The sequence below is a fragment of the Spirosoma sp. KCTC 42546 genome (assembly GCF_006965485.1).
In the GTDB taxonomy this organism is placed as follows: Bacteria; Bacteroidota; Bacteroidia; order Cytophagales; family Spirosomataceae; genus Spirosoma.
In genome coordinates, this window is record NZ_CP041360.1 from 3,710,025 (window position 1) to 3,730,169 (window position 20,145).

At 46.9% G+C, this 20,145-nt stretch carries 12 protein-coding genes; 7 read left to right on the forward strand and 5 right to left on the reverse strand.

Annotated elements, in window-relative coordinates; translation table 11 throughout:
• Positions 1-37: 37 nt before the first annotated feature.
• From katG to EXU85_RS15110, 5 genes are all read right to left on the reverse strand, one after another.
• On the reverse strand, positions 38-2,308 hold the full coding sequence (gene katG, locus EXU85_RS15090; RefSeq protein WP_142772886.1) for a catalase/peroxidase HPI: 2,271 nt from the start codon (positions 2,306-2,308) through the stop codon (positions 38-40).
• Between the two features lie 152 nt (positions 2,309-2,460).
• Positions 2,461-3,084, reverse strand: coding sequence for a trans-aconitate 2-methyltransferase (locus EXU85_RS15095; RefSeq protein ID WP_142772887.1), 624 nt, complete (start codon positions 3,082-3,084; stop codon positions 2,461-2,463).
• Positions 3,085-3,133: 49 nt separating this feature from the next.
• A complete protein-coding gene (locus tag EXU85_RS15100) occupies positions 3,134-4,402 on the reverse strand; it encodes a dipeptidase (protein ID WP_142772888.1) in 1,269 nt (422 codons plus the stop codon).
• 205 nt (positions 4,403-4,607) lie between these two features.
• Positions 4,608-5,018 (reverse strand): RidA family protein, encoded by a 411-nt coding sequence (locus tag EXU85_RS15105; protein WP_142772889.1) that lies wholly within the window; start codon positions 5,016-5,018, stop codon positions 4,608-4,610.
• Positions 5,019-5,136: 118 nt separating this feature from the next.
• Entirely contained in the window at positions 5,137-5,562 is a 426-nt protein-coding gene (locus EXU85_RS15110) for an EthD family reductase (protein ID WP_142772890.1), read from the reverse strand.
• Between the two features lie 742 nt (positions 5,563-6,304).
• On the opposite strand from EXU85_RS15110, the gene EXU85_RS15115 reads away from it, so the two are divergent.
• The 7 genes from EXU85_RS15115 to EXU85_RS15145 all read left to right on the forward strand — a co-directional run bounded on the left by EXU85_RS15115 (position 6,305) and on the right by EXU85_RS15145 (position 20,119).
• Positions 6,305-8,377, forward strand: coding sequence for a histidine kinase (locus tag EXU85_RS15115; RefSeq protein WP_142772891.1), 2,073 nt, complete (start codon positions 6,305-6,307; stop codon positions 8,375-8,377).
• Entirely contained in the window at positions 8,370-9,110 is a 741-nt protein-coding gene (locus EXU85_RS15120) for a LytTR family DNA-binding domain-containing protein (RefSeq protein ID WP_142772892.1), read from the forward strand. Before EXU85_RS15115 ends, EXU85_RS15120 begins: the two co-directional genes overlap by 8 nt.
• Positions 9,111-9,667: 557 nt before the next feature.
• A complete protein-coding gene (locus EXU85_RS15125; protein ID WP_142772893.1) occupies positions 9,668-10,999 on the forward strand; it encodes a VCBS repeat-containing protein in 1,332 nt (443 codons plus the stop codon).
• Positions 11,000-11,138: 139 nt separating this feature from the next.
• A complete protein-coding gene (locus EXU85_RS15130) occupies positions 11,139-12,251 on the forward strand; it encodes a FecR family protein (protein ID WP_142772894.1) in 1,113 nt (370 codons plus the stop codon).
• Positions 12,252-12,453: 202 nt separating this feature from the next.
• A complete protein-coding gene (locus EXU85_RS15135) occupies positions 12,454-16,014 on the forward strand; it encodes a TonB-dependent receptor (RefSeq protein WP_142772895.1) in 3,561 nt (1,186 codons plus the stop codon).
• Positions 16,015-16,033: 19 nt separating this feature from the next.
• Positions 16,034-17,716 (forward strand): RagB/SusD family nutrient uptake outer membrane protein, encoded by a 1,683-nt coding sequence (locus EXU85_RS15140; RefSeq protein WP_142772896.1) that lies wholly within the window; start codon positions 16,034-16,036, stop codon positions 17,714-17,716.
• Between the two features lie 75 nt (positions 17,717-17,791).
• Complete coding sequence (locus EXU85_RS15145) at positions 17,792-20,119, forward strand: PQQ-binding-like beta-propeller repeat protein (RefSeq protein ID WP_142772897.1); 2,328 nt, start codon at positions 17,792-17,794, stop codon at positions 20,117-20,119.
• Positions 20,120-20,145: the final 26 nt, after the last annotated feature.

The window sequence follows — 20,145 nt, forward strand, 5'->3', positions numbered from 1 at the left end:
TTTTTCACTAGAATTCAAATAACCATTGCTTTCGCAATTAGGCCAGATCGAATCGACCCAGATTCATTACCTTATCCCAGGTTGCGATAAAGTCCCGCACGAATTTCTCCTGCGAATCACCACAGCCGTATACTTCCGCAATAGCACGAAGTTCGGAGTTAGAGCCAAAGATCAGATCGACACGTGTGCCAGTCCACTTGGGTTCGCCCGTCTTCCGGTCACTACCCACGAATACGTTCTGGGCATCTGATGTTGCCCGCCAGGTGGTGCTCATATCGAGTAAGTTGACAAAGTAGTCATTCGTGAGCGCTTCTGGACGTTGCGTGAAGACACCGTGTTTCGAATGATCGAAGTTCGTGTTCAGCACACGCATGCCGCCAACAAGAACTGCTAACTGAGGAATAGTCAGCGTCAGCAGTTGGGCTTTGTCAATCAGCATGTCTTCTGCCGCAGACTTATGTCTTGGATTCAGATAGTTGCGGAACCCATCGGCACTTGGTTCCAGTGCTTCAAATGACTGCACGTCAGTTTGTTCCTGCGATGCATCAGCACGTCCTGGTCTGAAAGGTACCGTTACCTCATGACCCGCATTCTTAGCTGCCTGCTCAATACCTACATTTCCTCCTAATACGATCAGATCGGCAATCGAAATCTTCGTGTCACCAGCCGCATTGTTGAATTCATGTTGGATACTGGTCAATTTCTCCAGCACGGTAGCCAGTTGCGCCGGATTGTTGGCTTCCCAATCCTTCTGCGGTGCCAGACGAACACGACCACCATTAGTACCACCTCGTTTATCAGAGTTACGGAAGGTAGACGCCGAAGCCCAGGCAGTAGATACCAGTTGCGACACCGACAGGCCAGAAGCAAGAATCTGTGCCTTTAGGTTAGCGATGTCCTGATCACTCACCAGTTGATGGGTCACAGCGGGGATAGGATCTTGCCACAGAAGCTCTTCGGTAGGTACTTCCGGGCCAAGGTACCGCTCGATCGGGCCCATATCGCGGTGCGTTAGCTTGAACCACGCCCGAGCAAACGCATCGGCAAACTCATCCGGATTCTCGTAGAAGCGTCTTGAAATTTTCTCGTACGCAGGATCTGCCCGCAAGGCTAAATCGCTCGTCAGCATCATGGGAGCATGGCGCTTTGACGGATCGTGGGCATCGGGCACAGTACCAGCCCCGGCCCCATTCTTGGGCTGCCATTGGTGCGCTCCACCTGGGCTCTTCGTCAGCTCCCATTCGTAGTTGAACAGGTGATCAAAGTAATCGTTGCTCCATTGGGTTGGGGTCTTGGTCCAGGTTACCTCAAGACCACTGGTTATGGTATCGGGGCCATGTCCACTGCCAAATGTGTTTTTCCAGCCCAGACTTTGCTCCTCAATGGTTGCACCTTCAGGTTCTGAATGAACGTACTTGCCGGGATCAGCAGCACCGTGAGTTTTACCAAAGGTGTGCCCACCCGCAATAAGGGCAACGGTTTCCTCGTCGTTCATGGCCATACGACCGAAGGTCTCACGAATATCAACAGCAGAGGCAAGCGGATCAGGATTGCCTGCCGGGCCCTCGGGGTTCACATAGATGAGACCCAGATTAGCTGCGCCGAGGGGTTGCTCAAGCGTACGCTCATGGGGGTTGGCATATCGAACCGTATCGCCCAACCACTTGGTTTCAGAGCCCCAATAGACATCTTCCTCAGGCTCCCAAACATCCTCACGCCCACCGCCAAAGCCAAACGTCTTCAAGCCCATCGACTCAAGAGCGCAGTTGCCGGTGAGAACCATCAGATCGGCCCACGAAAGTTTCCGTCCGTATTTCTGTTTGATCGGCCAAAGCAGCAAGCGGGCTTTGTCGAGGTTTGTATTGTCGGGCCAGCTGTTGAGTGGGGCAAAGCGAAGCGTACCCGCGCCCGCACCACCGCGGCCATCGCCAATGCGGTAAGTGCCCGCGCTGTGCCACGCCATCCGAATGAAGAAAGGGCCATAATGACCATAATCAGCTGGCCACCAATCCTGAGATGTGGTCATCAACTCCATGATATCCTTCTTAACGGCCGCCAGATCGAGCGATTTAAATTCCTCGGCGTAGTTAAACTGCTCGCCCATCGGATCAGACAGCGACGAATGCTGACGGAGGATATTCAACTTTAACTGATTTGGCCACCAGTCACGATTTCGGGTGCCACCGCCAGCACTTTTATTTAGCTCACCAGTCAAAAATGGGCATTTGCCTACGGTATTAACTTTACTTTGGTCGTTGACGTCCCAAACGGATGGATCCTGTGTGTCCTGCCTTTCGATATTTTCCATTTTCGGTAGAGTTTAATTGTTTAACGAGCCAAATCTAGACTAATCTTTGCTATAGTTTTCATCTATTGTTTTTATCTACCTATAGATAAAATCTATTTACTGGTAAAAGTATGCCAGCCAAGGAAGCGTGGTATAAATGGTAAAATACGGCCTTAGTCCAGATCGACTACCAGTTCATTCAATCGGGCCAGCCAGACCGTACGGTACCCGCAGGTGGGATCTTCTGTAACGTGCTCGACAACGGTAAAGCCTTGTTCCTGAAGAAGGGCTTGGTAGTCAGCAGAATCTAAGCTGGCGTGGTAAAGCGGCTCCCCCTGATAGTTGCCAATTGCTTCGCCGTAGGCAGGACCACTTGTAAAGAGTAAGGCTGCACCCTGGGAAGCGTACGTTCGAAAAACGGGGAACATGCAATGCTGGTCAGCATGGGTAAGGTGAAAGAAACTGTCCCATGCTAAAATGCCCTGAAATTTCTTCTTAATAACAACGGTTCGCATGTCAGCTACTATCCAGTTTTGCTCAGGAAAGCGGTTCCTGCATAGGTCAATGAACGTGGGGGAAGTATCAACGCCAGTTACCGAGCAACCTTGCTCAAGTAAGTATTTTGCAATCGGCTCGCCCATACCGCATCCTAAATCAAGAATTGAAGCACCGGGTGGGTTGAGCGCAAGAAAACGATCAAGCCACGCTTTCTCAAACAGGCTACGACTTCGCTCCTTATTCCATTGCAAGGCATTCCGTTGATATAAACTACTGATCCGTTCGGCGTCTGATTGCATGGGTATAAAAATACGGTTAGGGTTTCATCAGATTGACCGGGTTGTTGACTTATTTATGACTCGAAGTGGCAGAATCAAACACCCGGCAAAAATTACCACCCCCTATTTTACCAATTTCGTCTTCGCTAAAGCCTGTCTTAAGTAACGCATCAACGACCGCGTAATAGAAACCAGCCTGCTGATCCTGCCAGGCTTCGTTCGTACGTTCGCCAATTCGGCCGCTATTTCTACCGCCGGGGCCATTTTGACTAGCATTACCCGGACGACCATCCTGAGGTGGCGTACCGGGATTACTTCCGCCCGGTTGGGGAGCTAGGCCACCCGGTCTAGAACCAAAGCTAGCGGCAGATCGGTAAGCCGGAGTCAGTTTGGTATCGGTGCCGATGCAGACATGGTCAACGCCGATGACGTCAACCAAAGCTCTGATATTCTGGGCATAGGCTAGGGTTGAATCTGCCAGATGTGTCCATACCCCAATAACTCCACCTGCGTTGGCAACCCGTTTCGCCTGTTCCTTACTGATGAGCCGTGGGCGCATCATTTTAGCCATATTTTCATTCTGTCCCAGTTGTGTATCGAGCCCGGTATGAGAGATGAGCACCGGGTGGGTTGTGAGTTTTAAGGCCGCATTTATTGTATCATTGCTGCAATGGGTAAGGTCTATAAGAATACCGAGCTTATTACATTCTCGGATGACATCGGCACCGAACGCAGTTAGTCCACCGTACTGAGCGGGTTTTGTGTAAACGTCACCCAAAGGCAAGGATGCATCGTTGTCATGAAGCAGTCCAAGGTGCCGCAAGCCTCGGTTGTATGCTACCCCAAGCCGATCCAGATGCCCTTCCAGAAAGTGACCACCCTCAACCGATTGAATAAGGGCTGGCTGGTGCTTCGTATAAGCAGAACGCAGGTCGGCCAGATTCATTGAACGCTTTAGGTTGTTGCTTTGCAGCATCTGGTCCATTGCATCCAATCCGGTTATGAACCGATTATAGGCATCGCCAGGGTTACGTAACTGTTGATAGTCAACAGCAAATGTCATGCAGATAGCCGATAAGCCTGACTTCTTCATCTCGCCCGCCAGATCGACTGTTGGACCCGGCAACTCGGCAGCATCTAGGGGCACATCGATATGATTGTGAGTATCAACGCCAATCGTGTTGGCTACGATTGTGGTTACCCTTGGATCGATCTCATCTGGATTGGCTGCATCGCCAGACCATGACAGCAGCGGGTTCATGGCCAGTACTGTTCCTGCCCCGGTTAAGGTGTTGATAAATGTCCGCCGTGTCCATGCCTGCTGGTTATTTTTTTTCATGATTTTCAGTTAGGTGAATTGCCAGAAGGATTGGATTCTTCCACCGCTGATTTCTGATCAGCATCGTTTGATAAAGACAGACCTTCTGGAATACCCTGGTTTTGACCGATTGGGTATTTTCAATACCGTATACGCATGTCAAGTGCTGTATTGTTGCACCCATACCAATCGTAGCTGTAGAGCAATTTTGGTCAGTTCACCTTACCTATTTTTCTCTTTTGAAGGCAACCGCTTCAATTTCCACTAAGTAGTCGGGATTGGCTAAACCGGCAACAATGATTCCAGTAATTACAGGGGGATTACTTAATTTTTTCAGAAAGCCTTGAGCGCCTTCAAAGCCCTTTCGTACGTCCTGGCCTTGAACAATATAAATTGTTAATTTAAACAAGTCATCTACCGTGGCATCGCAGGCATTTAGAGCAGTTTCAATATTTTTTAAAACATACTCTGTTTGTAAGGTTATATCACCTTTCCCAATTATTTCCAGGTCTTTTGTTATTGCGTTCTGGCCGCCAATATAAATTGTACTTCCATTTCCTTTTGTAATGGCTACCTGAGAGAAAGCAGGATTTTTTAGTAATTGGTCCGGGTTCAGAAATTCTATGCTTGAGTTCATAGTGTATGGATGTTGGTTAGTCAATGAACATGAACTAGTTAACAAGACCTATGTCGCACACAACGCCGAAGAGCAAATCTCAACTGGACAAACCGGGCGTTTCTGAAAAGTTTAAAAATCACTTTACCACCTCACTAATCAGTATAGTAGGACTGATATTGGTGTACTTCGGAAAATCTGCCCGTATAGCCTCTCTATTGGGGGCGATAGCCGCCTGATAATCAGGTAGACTCTTAACATAAAAACTTCCAATAGCCATGAATGGTAATGGAGAGTTGGGGATTCCACTTGAAATACCTTTTTCTATGGTATAACGTACCAAATTAGACCCTAACAAACCTGCTACAAATGGCATATGACTTTTTTCGTAATAATCCATATCGAACGTTTTACCTTCTGCATAAGGGTATAAAATGGACACCTTAACCAAACCTTTTTCGACAACGTCCGCTTGATTTTCGGATTTAGGAGCCTGCTTTTGTTGAGCAAATGTTGAAAAACATGGGCCCAGAACTAATAAAACGAATACGAGTTTACGTTTCATACTGCTATTTTTTAATTGTTTCTATATTAAAAAGCATTGATTATGAGTAAGTTAACTTCCTGAGCTACTGAATTCATGCCTTTGGGATCGAGAATCCTGTTGACCGAAAGCTACCACAAGCGGAGCAGCTAGAAACCCTGTTGGCTAATCCGATTTTGCAATTTGGTTAATATTTTTAAACTCTTCCAGGATTTCCTTTTGAAACTAAATGGTTGTTATTCTGCTCCATTAATCGACCAGGTTGGGAGTTGAACGTTTTGCTTCCTAAGCCAACTATATATACCAGCACACCCAACATGAACTTACTCAGCCTATCTATAAATCTGAATTTTAAGCATTCAAACTAACTCTGACTTGTCCTGGAAAAAGTTAACCAGTTTGTGGTCAACTTTTTCCAGGACAAGTCAAAAATGATTTCTTCAAAATGAGGTGATTTAGGACACATCTTTCAACGAAAACCTATGAGTCATTCAATATGGGTTGTTACAGGTAGTTCTTTTGTTAATAACCGGATTCAGATTTGGCTGGCTAGAGAATGTCTCCTTCAATGTTTCTGATAATTCCTATAAGGTGTACCTAAATTTAGTCAATATTGAACCTAAAAATAAATTGGCACCTAACTACCACTTCAAAAACGCAAATTACCCATCAAGTGTGTTAATGACTCAATCGCAATGTAGAAGCCTTTCCTAAATGGTTAACATAAATCGAAAAGGATGTAATTTTATCTTATCGTCTTTATATGTTTACACCGTTCTGCCATCGATTTATCCTGCTTTTGGTGGCATTAATCTGCCCAGGGTTTCTGTATGCCCAATCCCAAACAATCGATAGTTTACAAAAGCTATTACCCACTCTCCAGGCAACAGCTCGAATTGATGCGATTAATGCGCTAAGTGAAGCGTTCTGGAGTTTGCGAAACCTTGATTCTTCTAAAGCACTCGCCTTCAGGGCTGCTGAAGAGTCAACAGCTTGCAACTATCAATTAGGACTTGGTGAGGCATTAACTAACTTGGCTACCATCGATTACGAAATTGGAAATTTTGTTGAAATGGAGAAAAGAAGCCGTATTGCCATTTCTCTTTTTACAAAAAAACATGCAGAAAAACGACTGGCTAGGGCCTGTTCTCTGTTAGGACAGGCAATTTGGGCGCAAAGCAAATTTGACCCAGCAATCGAAGTCTTTAATCAGGCAGCCTTCTATTTTGGCCAATATAAAGACTCAACTGCTCTAGGCAGAACATTTGGCCGGATGGCTTTATTAGAAGAAGAACGAGGGAATTACGAATTAGCGTTTCAATACAGCTTAAAGGCCCTGAAATTTAGCCAAAATGAAGCTTATTTTTCTTTAGGGCAGCTATATGCTGATGTAGGTGATTATGAAACTGCCCGAGATTATTATGGAAAAATCAACCAACGACTTAAGCTAGGCACCTACCTTAAACTTGGTGAAACTTATTACCTACAAGCGAAGTATGATTCAGCTCTTTATTACTACCAATTACACATAAAAGAGAGCCGTGATTTACCAAAAAAAACATTGACCAAAACTTACGCGCTTCTAGGTGGATTATACCTGAAATTAAAAAATTACAAGACAGCTCTATCGTACCTAAACATTTCACTTACTGATTTTAAAATTGACAATAATCGCAATTGGGTTATGCGTGTATTGCTTGAATTGGGCAAAACCTATAAGGAGACAGGTGAGGTAAACAAATCAATTTCTACAATAAATGAGCTGCTGACGTACGCTGAGGAGTCAGGTGCCAAACAGTATATGCGGGATGCCCATTACTTATTGTTCCAGTTATTTGAGGACTTAAACCAAGAGAATCGCGCTTATTTACACCTTAAACGCTATACAACGCTCAACAATGAGATCGGGATTGATTTGTCAGTCCGAAAACTAGCCTTTTATAAAACTTCCTACGAGCGGGAGCAGGCACAACTAAAAATTACCCTGTTAAACCAGCAAAAGCAATTGCAACAGGAGGAATTGAAACAGACGGCTCAGCAACGCCAATTTCTGTTCATTGGCCTACTGGCGATCGCTCTCATTGGGATTGTGTTGATCCGAAATACGCTATTGAAAAGACGCGAGGAGAAGCACCTCAGAGAACTGGCGGAAACGGAACTCCGAATACAAAAGCTCGAGACAAAAAAGCAATTGGGCGAACTGGAAATGCAGGTTCTTCGAACGCAAATGAATCCACATTTTCTATTCAATTCACTGAATTCAATCAACCGATTCATTCTGCAAAATAATAAATCCCAAGCTTCGCTATACCTGACTAAGTTTTCGAGACTTGTACGGATGATCCTGCAAAATTCGCAGAATAAACTCATCACGTTGGAGCAGGAACTGGAATCGTTAAAGCTGTATTTGAGCCTGGAATCTCTCCGTTTTGACGACCATTTTTCATATACCATCACAATTGAGGAAGAGCTCGATGCTGAGGCACTTAAAGTGCCTCCCTTAATTATCCAGCCATATGTGGAAAATGCCGTCTGGCATGGATTAATGCATAAGGAAGAAAAAGGCCAAATGAATATAGACGTATCTAGCGATAAGGGGTTTATCTATATCAAAATTTTGGATAACGGCATTGGTCGTCAAAAGTCAACTACCTTACAGGAGAGTATAGATGAGACCCATAAGCCAATGGGGCTGGGCATTACTTCGGAACGAATTGCCCTGTTACAGGAGTCAGTGTCAAAAGACTCTGTTGTGGTCATCAATGACCTTATTGACTCGAATGGTACTCCATGTGGTACAGAGGTTATCCTTCAATTACCCGAGCTGTATGATTAAAGCCATCCTGATCGATGACGAGGCCCATTGCCTGGATACGCTTAGTATCCTGCTGGCAGATCACTGCCCAGAGGTAACCATACTTCAGACCTGCCGATCCGCCAAAACGGCCATTGAGGCTATTGAACAAGCAAAACCCGATGTAATTTTTTTAGATATTCAAATGCCGGGCACCACCGGGTTTCAACTACTGGAGCAATTGGGCCAGGTGTCATTTGCCGTTATTTTTACGACGAGCTATGATCAATATGCGATTAAGGCCATCCATCTTAGTGCACTCGACTATCTACTAAAACCTGTTGACCCTGCTGAATTGATAGTGGCAGTTGACAAGGTAAAACGACAAAAGGCTATACCTTCTCCGGAGCATTTTGAATTGCTTTTTGACCGACTTCATAACAAGCTGAGCGGCTTTCGGAATATTGCCATTCCTACACTGGAAGGGTTTGAATTTATTCCCGTTGACCAACTTATTTTCTGTGAAGCCGATGATAATTACACATATCTTATCCTGAAAGATAAACGGAAAGTTATTGCCTCACGCACGCTGAAAGCTATAGAAGAGCAACTACGGGAATTCCCCTATTTTGTCCGTGTTCACCATTCCTACATTGTCAATATAAATGAAGTGACCAAATATGTTCGTGGTGAAGGAGGGTATTTAATTATGAGTGATAGTTCGGTTGTTAATGTTTCCCGTAGCCGCAAGGAAGCGCTGCTCAAGTTGTTTTGATGGATCGGTTAGAATACATATTCAGGCTAACTCTCAGTTCGAGTTGCAACGATTGTTTCCTTCAACGGTCTACCCCTAGTCCAATCAGGACTTCGTCAATCCACTAGCCTGCTTCCAGTCTAATTTTCCAAATGCGCGGTTAACGCCATCTGGATCAAGATTTACTTCCCAATACTTCTTCTGAGGCTAACTCTTTCTGGGTGTATGGCAGGATTGTTATAAAAAATCCAGCTATATCCATACAACTACTTAGTAAACCCGTCAACTACTCATTGCCACTTTTCGGAACCAATTCGGTCGGATAGCTTTGACTTGCAAGTCAATAAGCGGGCATTTGGGGTATGTCGTCAAGTGTAAGGTGGTTAGTCAGGTCGGACAGCTTGACCAACTCAATCAATTCCGTATGAATTAGACAGCGATGGGCAATTGGAGTTACAAGGGTCGGTTTAGCGGCAAGAAAGGACATTCTGCATCCTCCTTGCCGCTTACCGAACAAGCTAAGGGCAGCTTGAGGGGCATCCGTAAAAAGCAGTTTACATTTAATCATATTGATAACTATGAAACGCAAGTCAACAGTAGGGTACTATCTGGCAATAGCCCTTCGGGCATTTACTCTTTTTAGCACGTTCAGTCTACTTACAGTCGGGGCCGCCAATGCGCAGCACCCATTTTATGCCTTTGTCTATGGAGATGCCACGCCAACCTATGCAGACGCAACCTCTTCCCATGTGCCCCAGGACCCAGATCTACACGCATTAGATGCCACATTCGTCGATGTCGACAAAGACGGTGATCTGGATGTCGTCATTGCTGTTGAGATGGGAGCAAACCGGCTCTATCTGAATGATGGAAAAGGAAAACTCACCTGGAAAAAAGAGGCCTTTGGTACTGCCCGCCATGATAGTGAACATGTCTTAAGTGCCGATTTTAATAAAGATGGTTATCCTGATCTTGTATTTGTCGCCGAAGACGATCATGCTCATCAACTTTTTTACGGCGGTCCGGGCGGCACATTCAAGGAGGTGACCGACAGGCTTCCTGCCAAAAGTGAAGGCAATGCATTGGCTGTAGCCGATGTCAATAATGATGGCCTGCCAGACATTCTCATTGGTAATTCGGGTGAAGAAAGACCGGGTAAAACCGAGCGTGCTTCAGGCCAGGATTTTCTTTGGCTCAATGATGCAAAACGGCCTGGCTATTTTATTGACGCAACAATCACACACATGCCAAAAGATAATGACGACACCCAGGATATTAAACTGGCTGATCTGGATGGGGATGGTGACCTGGACATGATCGTTGCCAACGAAACGCCCCCCAGTCGTTTACTCCTAAATGATGGTCAGGGCCATTTCTCAGATGCCTCCGATCGGCTGGAGTTGCTCGTACCGATGGAAACAAGGATGGTGCAGATTGTTGATGTGAATAGCGATAAGAAACCAGATCTGTTATTTTTTAACCTCACCAGCAACAATCACGGATGGGATAAAGACCCGCAGGTTCGCTTGCTGCTTAATGATGGAAACGGTCGCTTTACCGATCAGACAAAATCTCATTTGCCAGAAAATCGATTTTCCAGTTGGGGAGGGGCTATCGTCGATTTTAATCGGGATGGTCGGCCAGATATTCTAGTAGGGGCTATTCAGGTACCGGGTTTTGTTCCGTTACAGGTACGAGCCTGGAAAAATGAGGGTAATGGCCAATTCAAGGATGTGACAACGGAAGTTGTGCCTAGCTTAACGGTCGGACGTCATTGGGGAATGGCGCTAGGGGATTTAAACGGAGACGGTATCGACGATATCTTTATCGGTGCGTGGGGTACCCAAGCTCGTCTATTGCTCAGCCGCAGTCCAGTAAGCAGCGAATCGACGAAATCTAAGGGTGAATAATATCTAATTGATTATCAGTCAAATAGGTGAAAGTTGTAAAATTTTATAAAAAAATTCGATTTTAGGAGGGGACATTTTTCGATTTTCCGCCACTACTATGTAAAAGCAATATTATTTACTTTTTTCCCTGTAAAGTCCAGTGACTACCTATCTACGCTATAAACCGGAAGATTTTATCCAGGACGACCATTTTCGCCATTGGGTTCTCAGTCCCGATGACGAAATGGAACAGTTCTGGACAAATTTCCTGACCATTTACCCCGATAAAAAAACTGATGTTACCCGAGCTCGTGCGTTGCTATTGGCTATGGATTCGCTTGGAGACGAGCCAAGCCTTGTGCAGGGACAACGAATGAAGACCGTTATTTTCGACCACATCGAAGGGACTGAAACAGCTACCCCATCGGTATTTAAATCCGTCTACCGGAACGTATCAACCTATTGGGTATCGATTGCTGCGACAATCGCCCTGGTCGGAATGGTTTGGTGGTTTATCGCGAGCCGCGGATCGAACGGATTACCACCAACCTATGAAAAGCAAATAGCGCAGGTACGTGTTCCACTCGTGGAGAAAGCCAATCAAACAAAAACGTCTCAACGCATCCTGTTACCGGATGGGAGCAGCGTTCTGTTAAGTCCGAATGCTAAAGTGAGTTATGAAAAGGACTTTTCCGGCCAGCAGCGAAAAGTGTACCTATCCGGACAGGGCTATTTTGAAGTCGTGAAAAACGATTCAAAACCGTTCTTCGTCTTTGCCAATAACGTAGTTACCCAGGTAGTCGGGACGCGCTTCACGGTCAATAGCGCGCAAAGTGCCATTGGTATTAGTGTCATTGTCAAATCGGGAAAAGTAAAAGTATTTACCCTTGAGCAGTACCAAAAACCAGAAACTCAAAAAGCAGGGGAAACGATCTTGCTCACCGCGAATCAGCAAGCGACCTATGATCCAGCACAGGCCTTACTGACCAAGAGTATTGTTGCTAAGCCGGAAATTTTACAAAAACCCGAGAAATTTCCTGGTTTCAATTTCAACGGTGCCGCCATCAACGATGTCTTTTCCACACTGGAACACTCGTATGGGGTCACGATTGCCTATAACAAACAGACAGTTGAAAACTGTAATCTAACGGCTCAACTAGGCGATGAGCCCTTATTTAAAAAATTAGATATTATCTGTCGGACGATTGATGCGACTTACGAAGTGTGGGGAACAAAAATTGTCGTGACCGGAAAAGGCTGTTCACCTGAATAATTCCTACTAACCTTTAAACCGAACTAACTCCGCTCTGCCTATGGGTAACTAGTCGCCAGATCCCCACAAATAAAAATACCGGTAATGTGTCCGCATTACCGGCAACTCCCCCTCGTGTTATCCGCTAACAAACCTGTTTCCAGCAGGTCGGGGATTGTTTTGCCCAGTAATTCCAATACATGAACCAAAACGGAGTAAATCTATGCAATTATTTTATAATTCCTTACCCTTATTGACCAAAGTTATGAAGGTCACAGGCACCCACGTCTTGCTGATTTTGATCTTTACCAACTTCAGCGTCGCTCGCCCCAGCTTTGCTCAGGAATTGTTGAACCGTCCTGTGTCAATGAACATAAAAAACAAGGAATTAGGCCTTGTGCTGGATCACATCTCGAAAGAAGCCAGGATCCGCTTTACCTATGTTCCTAAACTTATCGCCATGGATCAGCGAGTCTCGTTGGTAGCCAACAAAGAAAAGCTGTCTACCGTTTTAGATCGGATTCTCAAACCGCTCAATATCAATTATGAGATCGATGGTGAATTTATTGTGCTCAAACGAGAACCCGGTCATAGCAATCGAACGGGTGAGAATGATGCCGCTGGTTTATCGAAAGCAGTAACCCTGGCCGATGTGGCTATAACGGGTACCGTCGCCGATGAAAAGGGTGAGCTACTTCCAGGAGTAAGTGTTGTCCTAAAAGGTACGCAGCGAGGCACAACCACGAATGCTGACGGGGCCTTTTCGTTTAATGTGCCCGATAATAAAGGTGTCCTGGTTTTTAGCTTTGTCGGTTATATCGCGCAGGAGATTGAAATTGGCAATAAAACCACATTCACAGTCCGCCTGGTTGCCGAAAGTAAATCCTTAAGCGAAGTCGTGGTCGTCGGCTACGGTGTACAGAAAAAGGAGACTTTAACCGGCGCTGTATCCGCCGTTAGTGAAAAAGAGCTACGTGCCGTACCAACCGGCGATGCAGCGGCCCGGCTACAGGGACGCGTGGCGGGCGTGACGGTGGTTACCAATAACGAACCAGGGGGTAATTCCATCGTTCGGGTGCGGGGTATCGGATCGATCAACAACAATGACCCCCTATATATCGTCGATGGGGTGCCGACCAATACTGGGCTATCAGGCATCAATCCCAATGATGTGGAGTCGATGACCGTCCTTAAGGATGCTTCAGCCGCAGCGATTTACGGATCGAGAGGGGCAAATGGCGTTATTGTGGTAACCACCAAACGTGGTAAGAAGGGTACCTTAAAGTTGAGCTTCGACGCCCGCTACGGAGCCCAGCAGGCAGCCAATCACCTTGATATGATGAACACTCAGGAATTAGGTGAGCTTCTCTGGCAGCGGAAACGCAACAACGGATTAACCGTGGGCGGGCCCGGTTGGGCGGATGCCCAATTTGGCAATGGTGCAACGCCCGTTATTCCCGATTACATTATACCAGCGGGGGCTTCGGCCAGCCAGGTGAATGAAAGCACCTATACGTATCCAACACCTTACAATGGGATAACCAAAGCCAATAAAGAAGGCACCAACTGGTTCAAGGAAGTTACCGCCGTAGCACCTATTCAGGAGTATAATTTATCCGTTTCAGGTGGGGGTGAAAAAAGTAATTTTGCCGTTTCTGCGGGTTATTTGAATCAAAAAGGAATAATTGATTATACCGGCTTTAATCGATATTCACTCCGGGCTAATTCAGATTTCACCGTAACCAAGTGGCTTAAAATCGGCCAGACCATTGGCGCGACGGTCTCTGACCGATTAGGCTATATTAATACCGGTACCAGTAATGCTGGTTCAGCCGTTGCGTATGCCATTCGCCAGAATCCCTTGATACCCGTTTATGATATCCGGGGGAATTTTGCCGGAACAAAAGCCTCCGGAACGGGCAATGGTGTGAATCCGGTAGCGCTGCTGTCACGAGCCAAAGACAATCTGAACCGGCAAATGCGGCTTATGGGTAGTGTGTACGCGCAGATTGATTTTACCCCCAATCTTTGGTTCAAAAGCTTAATCGGTATCGATTACAACACGACCCGGGCAAAGATTCGAACGCTGGCCGATCCCGAATGGACCCAGACAACCAATAATAACGTATTGACCGAATCGCAGCAGGATATCTTCCAGTATAACTGGACCAACACGCTAAACTTCAACAAAACATTTCGGAATGCACATACCGTCAATGTATTAGCTGGGGTTGAAGCCATCCGAAACAATAATCAGATCTTTACCGCCACCCGGTCGACCTATCCCTTTACCGATCTGGATTACATGGTACTGGACGCGGGTCAAAAGGATGTTTCCAATACAGGGACCTTTGATGAGTGGGCGCTTTTCTCCTATTTCGTCCGGGTTAATTACGACTACAAAGGAAAATACCTGTTTGAAGCGACAACCCGTCGGGATGCCTCCTCCCGGTTTGCAGCAGCGAATCGATGGGGAACTTTCCCGGCCTTTTCGGCAGGTTGGCGTATTGTCGAAGAGCCTTTTTTAAAGAATGTAAGCTGGCTGAGTGACCTGAAAGTCCGGGCGGGCTGGGGCCAGAATGGGAACGACAATGTCGGAAATTATAATGCGTATACGACCTACCGTGCGGCCGGTGCCGAATCCTACTACAATATTTCTGGAACCAGCAGCACCAAGTCCGATGCGGGTCTGCACATCTATTCGCTAGGTAATCCGGCGGGACAATGGGAGTCATCAACGACGACAAACCTCGGTTTAGATGTGGTTCTGCTGAACAACAAGTTTGAAGCCAACATTGACATTTACAACCGTCGGACCACGAACATGCTCTACCCAGATTCCCGGCCCGATACCTGGGGGGCGGTGGTGTTACCTTCCATCAATGTCGGTGAAATGCGCAACAACGGGATCGATGTGATTTTAAGCTATCGAAATCGAATCGGAAAAGACCTGAATTTTAACATCGGGGCTAACCTGTCCCATTATAAAAACACGGTTGTTCGGTTGAATGGCAATCCCAGTGAAATTCGGTACGGCAACACCTTACAGAATGACGTATATACAGCTACGACAGCGGGGCAACCCATCTCTTCCTTTTATGGCTATATCATGGATGGCATCTTTAATACGCAGGAAGAAGTTAGTCAGGCGCCCAAGTACAATCCGGATATCAATGGGCGGGATACCTACAGTCGACCCGGTGTATTCAAGTTCCGGGATATCAACGGGGATGGGAAAATTACCACGGCCGACCGGACCTTTATTGGTTCACCCCATCCGACACTTACCTACGGTTTGAATCTGGCACTTAATTACAAGAACTGGGACATGACGATGTTTTTTCAGGGAGTCACTGGCAATAAGGTGGTTAATTATTTCAATCGGGAACTGTTATTTACCCGTAATGAAGGCAACTACCTGAAGCGTCGTTTGTATGAGTCCTGGACGCCGGAGCGCTACGCCAACGGAGAGAAAATTACGTTACCCATTACGCTGACCGATGATGCAAACATGCAAAAACCCTCGACGTTCTTCGTCGAAAGTGGTGCTTATCTACGCATGAAGGATTTTCAGATTGGCTATACGATCCCCGCTGAACTGACTAAAAAGCTGCACGTTGATCGGCTCAGAGCTTACTTCCAATCGACCAATTTGTTTACGATCACCAAGTATTCAGGATTAAACCCCGAGATCACCGAGCCTAACGACGGCAATAAAGGGGTTGACACCACGGTGTATCCCACTCCTCAGATCTTTATGCTGGGCCTGAATCTGAATTTCTAATTCCTAAAACCGAACAGCCATGAAAAATAAGTTATTTATAGTCCTGACAGTACTGCTTGGGGCCTGCACGGGGGATTTTTTAGAGATTAAACCCAAAGGCCAGACATTTTATGACGCACTCACAACCAAACAGGGAGTGAATCTGCTACTGACAGGGGCCTATGCCGATATCGACGGTGTTAACGGAACCGTCGGGGATGGTTGGGCCAGCGCAGTGACCAATTGGGTATTTGGTGGCGTTTCGTCCGACGATGCGTATAAAGGTTCGAATGCTGGGGATCAAAATGCAATTAATGCCGTCGAAGGTTTTTTTGCCGACGCCCAGAATCTGTACGTATCCCAGCACTGGACGCCCTTATACGATGGTGTTGTGCGCTGCAATGACGTACTAAAGGCACTTAAGGCAGCTACCGATATGTCCGATACTGAGAAAAAGCAGGCCGAAGGCCAGGCCAGGTTCCTGCGGGCTCATTATTATTTTGAGCTCACTAAAGTGCATGGGAAAGTCCCCTATATCGATGAAAATACCACAAACCCGACTGTCGTACCGAACGATCATATCCTATGGCCGGAAATGGAAGCCGACTTCAAGATGGCGGCTGATGCATTACCAGCTCGTTGGTCTGATAAAGGGCGGGCCACCAAATGGGCGGCTAAGACTTATCTGGCCAGGATTTATATGTTTCAGGAAAAATTTCAATTAGCCAAAGATCTGCTCCAGGACGTGTACAGCAATGGCGGTTATAGTCTAATGCCGAGCTATGAGCAGAATTACCTGATCAAAACCATCAATAATGCAGAGTCCATTTTTGAAATTCAATACGCTGTCAATGATGGATTTCCTAACTCACCAAACGCTGGGCTTGGCGAGTCGATCTGTGGGCCGCATTTCATTGGGTCCAGCGGTTTTTACCTGCCCACCCACAGTTTGGTCAGCGCGTATCGGGTCGATGCCAATGGGCTTCCTTTACTGGACGATACGTATTCGGCGGATGACATCCTGCCCTTTGCCACTAACGGATCATCCGTACTGTACAAAGGACCGGTTGATCCTCGGCTAGATCATACGGTGGGTCGACCCGGCGTACCCTTTCTGGATTGGGGCATTCACCAAGGACTCTCCTGGGTCCGCGATCCAAGTAATGCCGGCCCATATAATAACAAGAAGAACATGTTCCTAAAGTCGGAACAGGGCGCTTTATCCAATACGACCGGGGTGCGGGTATTTCCCAATGCCAATAACTACCGGGTATTCAAACTGAGTAACGTCATTATTTGGCTCGCCGAATGCGAAGCAGAGGTCGGTTCGTTGCAGAACGCTACGACGCTGGTCAACCTGATCCGAAACCGGGCTAAAAACTCCAATGTAGTTCGGTTTGCGGACGGTACGCCAGCGGCCAATTATAAAGTCGAGCCCTATCCCACGACGTTTCCTACCAAAGAGTATGCTCTCCAGGCGATTCGGTATGAAAGTCGGCTTGAATTTGCGATGGAAGGCATTCGCTTCTTTGAACTCGTGCGTTGGGGTATCGTTGGTCCGGTCATGAACAATTACCTCGCTGTAGAGGGTACGGTCTTACCCTACAATAAGGGGAAAGTCTTCAATGTGGGTCAGCACGAAATCTGGCCCATTCCTCAGCGTCAAATCGACATTTCGGTGAAAGAGGGCAAGTCGGTTTTGACCCAAAATCCAGGCTATTAAATCTGTATACATACACTGCTCAAGGGCTACTAAAAATGTAGCCCTTGCATTTCTCATATCAAAAAATAGTCAATTATGAAACGTACTAAAACTGTAAGAAACCGAAGTACGGTTTTGGGAGCAGTGACCCTTTCAGTTGCCACCAGTATTCTTGCTGGAATAGTGGCCTTCCGAAGTTCCGATGATGGGGGTACATTAACAAAGGAGGGAGTAAAACCCTATACCGACTGGACAATTTATGGAGGGGGAAGTGAAAACATCAAATACTCGGCCCTGGATCAGATCAATACCAGCAACGTGAAAAATCTACAGGTAGCCTGGGAATATGCATCTGGTGAGGCCTCCCCAACCAATACCACCGACATGAAGACCAATCCCATTATTGTCAATGGGATCATGTATGGCCTTAACCCGCAGTTGAAACTGTTCGCCTTAGATGCCGCTACAGGAAAAGTAAAGTGGGTGTACGATCCCGGCAGCATTCCCGAAAAGGGAAAGAATGCGGGGCGGGGACCCTTTGGCCCGTCTACCAAAATTTGCCGGGGTGTTACGTATTATAACGGCGGGAAGAATGATCAGCGGATTCTCTACACACCAGGTGGCGGGCATATGTTGTACTGCATTAATGCGCTGACGGGCAAGGTCATCCCAACCTTTGGCACCAATGGGCACATTGATCTACACGATGAGCTGGATATGGAAAACGCCCACGATCTGCATATTTCCAACACCAGTCCCGGTATTATTTATAAGAACCTGATCATAATGGGCTCGCGGTTAGCCGAAGCCGCAGAGGCAGCACCCGGTCATATCCGGGCTTTTGATGTGCATACCGGAAAACGCAAATGGATATTTCATACAATCCCACATCCAGGTGAACCGGGCTATGAAACCTGGCAGAGTCCAGGGGCTTATAAATACGTTGGCGGGGCCAATGCCTGGGGTGGCTTTAGCCTGGATGAAAAACGAGGGCTGGTTTTTGCCGGAACGGGTTCGGCTACGCCCGATTTTTACGGAGGTAATCGAAAAGGAGATAATCTATACGCCAATTCGATATTGGCCCTTGATGCGGCTACTGGCAAACTGAAATGGCATTTCCAGACCGTTCACCACGATCTGTGGGATTGGGACCATGCCGCACACCCCATACTGGTCACGGTCAAAAAGGATGGCAAACCCGTGGATGCCGTTGTCCAGATCACCAAGCAAGGCTTCATCTTTATGTTCAATCGGGAGACGGGTGAGCCAATCCATCCCATCAACGAGATTCCGGTACCCAAATCCGAACTGGCAGGCGAATGGACCTCCCCAACGCAACCAGTACCCTCTTTCTTCAAACCATTTGTCCGGCAGCAACTTACGGAAGCGGATCTATTAAAAGAAGGCATTCCTGATTCCTCGTATCAGGACATTCTAAAAAAATTTCGCTCCTATAAAACCGATAACATGTGGAATCCGCCGTCGCTTCAGGGTACCATTGAAAGTCCAGGCTGGAACGGCGGAGCCGAGTGGGGTGGTCCCACCTTTGATCCAACGTCAGGCATCATGTACATCAACGCTAATGAATCGCCCTGGGTCATGAAAATGCAGGAAGTCAAAAAAGGGGAGATGATCGCAAAGCAAACCAACTTCGAAGCTGGCCAGATGCTGTATCAACAGAATTGCAGTGGTTGCCACGGGAGGGACAGAAGGGCGGGAGAAACGAACAAGGCACTAACTGCGAATCCATCGCTGGTAGGCATTGCCGAAAACAGCAATTTGAAGCCGGGTCAGAAATACGATGAGGCATCCTTTAAAAGCCTCATCAGCTCTGGTCGAAATAATATGCCCCCATTTGGTCACCTGAGCGCTGAGCAGAAAACGGCACTGGCTGCCTTCATTTTGAATCTGGACAAGATCAAGGATCAACCCTTTAAAGATCTGAATACCAAGGAAGAGCCGGAGCATTTCAGAACGCCCTACAGCTTTGCCGGTGGGCCTTACGGTATCGGGAAATTTCTGACGAAGGAAGGATTTCCAGCGGTTAAGACGCCTTGGGGCCATTTGTCGGCTGTCGATCTGAATACCGGTAAAGAACTTTGGAAACAGCCCCTGGGGGATTATCCCGAGATGAAGGCCAAAGGCATTCGTTCCGGAAGTGAAAACTTCGGTGGATCGGTCGTAACGGCGGGTGGATTGGTCTTCATTGCCGCTACCCGAGATGAAATGTTTCGGGCATTCGATAAGAAGACCGGTGAGCTGCTTTGGGAGGTAAAAATCCCCGCTGCTGGCATTGCGACGCCTGCGATCTACCAGGTGAATGGAAAACAGTTTGTAGTCATCGCGTGTGGTGGTGGGGGTAAACAACGAACCAAATCAGGCGATAAATACGTGGCGTTTGCTTTACCTGCCTCGAAAAAATAGGCACTCTCTACACCTAAAAATCAGCA